Source organism: Mesorhizobium sp. P2_B11 (genome assembly GCF_056404855.1).
On the sequence record NZ_JBFUDF010000021.1, the window covers coordinates 1 to 3,569 of the forward strand.

General features: G+C 58.6%; 4 protein-coding genes. 1 reads left to right on the plus strand and 3 read right to left on the minus strand.

The genetic code is table 11. The features are described from left to right. Nucleotides 1–1,170: 1,170 nt before the first annotated feature. Nucleotides 1,171–1,413, plus strand: coding sequence for a hypothetical protein (locus tag AC1DYJ_RS31770; protein ID WP_477289489.1), 243 nt, complete (start codon nucleotides 1,171–1,173; stop codon nucleotides 1,411–1,413). 378 nt (nucleotides 1,414–1,791) lie between these two features. Here the strand turns inward: AC1DYJ_RS31770 and AC1DYJ_RS31775 are convergent, their stop codons facing one another. The 3 genes from AC1DYJ_RS31775 to AC1DYJ_RS31785 all read right to left on the minus strand — a co-directional run. After that, nucleotides 1,792–1,986, minus strand: a complete 195-nt coding sequence (locus tag AC1DYJ_RS31775) for a hypothetical protein (RefSeq protein ID WP_477289491.1) — start codon at nucleotides 1,984–1,986, stop codon at nucleotides 1,792–1,794. 260 nt (nucleotides 1,987–2,246) lie between these two features. Continuing rightward, nucleotides 2,247–3,104 carry an ATP-dependent DNA ligase gene (locus AC1DYJ_RS31780; protein ID WP_477289493.1) on the minus strand — a complete coding sequence of 286 codons (858 nt, stop codon included), beginning with the start codon at nucleotides 3,102–3,104 and terminating at the stop codon, nucleotides 2,247–2,249. A 205-nt stretch (nucleotides 3,105–3,309) separates the two neighbouring features. Continuing rightward, nucleotides 3,310–3,569, minus strand: a 260-nt coding sequence (locus AC1DYJ_RS31785; RefSeq protein WP_477426397.1) for a hypothetical protein, incomplete at its 5' end; no start/stop codon positions are given.

The following is a 3,569-nucleotide window of genomic DNA, read 5'->3' on the forward strand; positions in this document are numbered from 1 at the left end:
CACACCCACCCCCAACATATCTGCTCCATGCAATTGCGGTGCCAACTGGCTGACGGGTCACACCAAAGGCCACCGGCCGAAGCCAATGACCATTACGGGAAGAAGCCTGCCGCTCTATTCGCCCGGCGCAGGTCCCAATCATGTCATTAGAGTGCGCTGTTGTTCCAGCCTGTTCTAGCGCATCAGACCTTTGCGCCTTGTGGCCAAAGACCTTAGCCCCACCTCCTTGGGTAGGAGCCCCGCCAGCGCGCGTTCTTGCCGGCCGCTCTCCTGCGCCCGACGATGGGAGGCCAAGCTTGCCCGTAAGTTCGTCTCGCAATCCTCCCGGAACATCTCGACGACAGCGACGTTCGCTTGAATGGCAATAGTTACCGGACTCGCGGCTGCGCTGGTGGTTCTCTTTGTCGTGCTGTTGTTAACCCACGCAGTTCGAGACCTTCAAAGCGCTCCCAGCTATCATCGGCTGCGTCGCCGGCTGCGCAAAGGCTGAAGCGCCAAGCACCCGCCGCCCCATTCACGGCAGCGGCGGGCCGTCCCGAAAGCATCAATGGGACTTGCTGGGGTGTGGCTTGAAACCCCTGCCGAGGTAGCCCAGTGAACCGTGGTGCCAACTATTGTGACCCACAATGAGGCATTGATGATGGCCGGGCTCGGCGCCGTGGCCCTTTTGCTTCGCTAGCGGTTCTCGGGCGCCACGGGCGGCCCGATCAATGCGAGGGCTGTCGTGCGACCGCGCAAGACGGGCGACGAATAAGTTCGTATGCTCACCCCTGGGTCAAAACGGGTGGGGTATATGCCAGAGGGAAATCTACCACATATCGATGCAGTTTCGGGGCAGGCTGCATGGTCGATTGTTCAAGTGCTTGCAATGCGACTAGCCCATGAAAAGATCATACCAAAGGAGGTTCTTCAGGAAGACGTCGCAATGGCGATACGACACCATCGGACCGCGCCGGGTCTAACCCCGGCACAGCGAGCTGCGGTACATCTTCTGGCGCAATTCCAGACAATGCTTCATACGGCGGATGAATCAGACGCCCCCTAATCGCCTTCTGGGCGTGGCCCTATTTCCTTCCTGATGAGGTAGGGCTAGCGTCCGGTCTTGCCAGCCGGCCTAGGTTGTAGGATTATAGTCCTCGTTGCGGCGAACCCCTTCAACGGAGATCGCCAATGGCCAGAACCAAACCATCCAAACAGCTATCGCAGGACCAGATCGACCGCTTCCTGGTCGCCGCAGAGGCGCTGCACAAGAGCATCGTCGGTCCCCTCCTGGCATACCACTGTGAGCACTACCAAGCACTTCGTGAGGTCCACGGGCCGCTGCTGAAGTCGATTGAGACCATCACCGGGAAACGGGCGCCATTCATCCAGTGGAACGGGACAGGTCCGGCGAAGCCACCTACGGCTGGGTAGCCCTATAGGCTTAGTTGCGCGATTGCTAATATGCCTCTAATTTCACCGACGCGGGAGGGGTCCAAAACAAACCCGCAGTGGCCGATGCGGTCCACCCCAAGCAAGCCCGACCGCATCGGCCATTCCTCACGGCCTGGTAGCGCCTCCACCTACATGCGCCTACCAGCGGAACCAGTGACCGATAGGACCGTTTGGTCAGCGAAGGGATACCCGATATGGTTGACGATGTAGGCAGGCCGCCGCGGACAGCGAGCGACCTTGCGGCGCAGCGTCTGGTGAAAGAGACCCGGACTACCGAAGGCCAGGCTAAGGAGCTTATCGCCTTCCTTGGGCCGCACAATTGGCCCTTTTGCGAGAGGCGCGCTTTCTGACTAAGAGCTAGTTTGTTCCACCATTCCGAACGACCCAATCCAACAGTTCGGCGTCCACCGCCTTTGCACCGGTGTAGTCGCGGATCAGTTGCGAGGCATAGTCACGCCATCGATCCTCGGGGACATTCTCTTCGATGACCGCTTTGCGGTATGCGTTTCGTAGTATTTCAGCATCTAATGCCGACACCTTGGCGCCTGACATCACACCTCCAGCTGGATTGGCGGAAGCACTGTCATCTTCCAATCGCCCGCTATGCCGCTATTCGATAGGCACGACGCTGAAATTAATAACCCGTAGAGAAATATTCGCGAGTCCTAAAAGATGCTGGCCTAGTGGATAGAATCCAACGATTTGGCGCGCCAAGGTGGCATGCGATGCAGCGGCCCGCGCCTTCAATGAGCTATAGCCGTGCGGCACAAGCAATGGCAGCGCGACTGATCAGATATCCGCCGAACCGCAAACTATTCCTCCCGGAAATCCTGCAAGGAGGCGTGCCGCAGGTCTTCTTCCCCGCGCAAGTGCTTCACACGCCCGATCAAGCCTGGCTTGACCCACTGCGTCGCTGGCCGCTTCATGCCCTTCGGCGCAGGTCCGGTGTGTTCCTGGACGCGCTTCCAAAGTCGTTCGCGGATCTGGCGGCTCGAGTTGATGAAGGCCGAACCGATGTAGCGTCCCGTCTTCCTGTCGGCCATCAGGGCGAAAGCTGGTTTGCCCATCTCTCGCTCGACGCCGAGGATCTCGTATTCCTCCACCATGTAGCTCTTGGCCTTCAACCAAGCGGTCGAGCGGCCGCTGCGGTATTTGCTGTCCTTCCGCTTCGACACCACTCCCTCAAGCCCAGCCTTGTCGACAAGGTGGAAGATGCTCTTTGCGTCACCGGGCAACGCCTGGCTGAATTGAATCCTGATATCGGCCGGGATCATGCTTTCGAGGATCTCGCGCCGCTCCTCCAGCGTCACGTCGCGAAGATCGTGGCCATTGAGGTGAAGCAGATCGAATGCGACGAAATACAAGTCGTGTTGCCGGCGAGTGATCGCGCTGCGCAGAGCAGCGAAGTCGGACAGGCCCTTGTCATTGAGAACGATGATCTCGCCGTCGATGATAGCGCTTTCCGCGCCCAGTTCGGTGCTGGCAGTGGCGAGGTCGCGATATTTGGAGGTCCAGTCGAGACCATTGCGGGTAAAGATGCGGGTGCCGTCTTCGTCGATCACCATTTGCGATCGATATCCGTCGAATTTGACCTCGTGAATCCAGACGTCGCCGTCGGGAGGCTTCTCGACAAGGGTCGGCAACAACGGCTCGATGAACTTCAAACGCATGAACTGACCCGTCCGGCGGATACAATTAGCACGCGCTTAATTAGTTCCGGAACATTTTAACGAATCGTTGACCGCGCTGTCCCAAAATAGGACGGCGCGGTCAAATCACCCAACCGACTGCGCAGGCGGCTCCGGCAGGCTACGCCCTACCCAGCCCAGTGTGTCGGAGCCGCTTCCACACTTCCTTATACCAGCAATGGTTGAATCAACGGTTACGACAGCCGGCGCCGCTATCTTGATGCCCCTGCCGGTTAGGCCCGGTGCTTACTGGCCTACCCGCCCCGAGTGCCGGGCCGCTTTTTCCGATAAGTGCCTCAAGTTCGCCAAGCGTAAATTCAATCAGGTATCGGTATTTTGAATCATCCGAGTAAATGCCCTCGGCTTCAATCGATATCACCGGGCCGCCTGTTCGAGATTTGACATCGCCATCAATCAACGGTCGATCGAAGATGGTTCGAGAAGTTC

Excerpts from the sequence above, each read along its gene's own strand:
- AC1DYJ_RS31770 (WP_477289489.1), top strand. The coding sequence starts at position 1,171 with ATGGCCAGAACCAAACCATCCAAACAGCTATCGCAGGACCAGATCGAC.
- AC1DYJ_RS31775 (WP_477289491.1), bottom strand. The coding sequence starts at position 1,986 with ATGTCAGGCGCCAAGGTGTCGGCATTAGATGCTGAAATACTACGAAAC.
- AC1DYJ_RS31780 (WP_477289493.1), bottom strand. The coding sequence starts at position 3,104 with ATGCGTTTGAAGTTCATCGAGCCGTTGTTGCCGACCCTTGTCGAGAAG.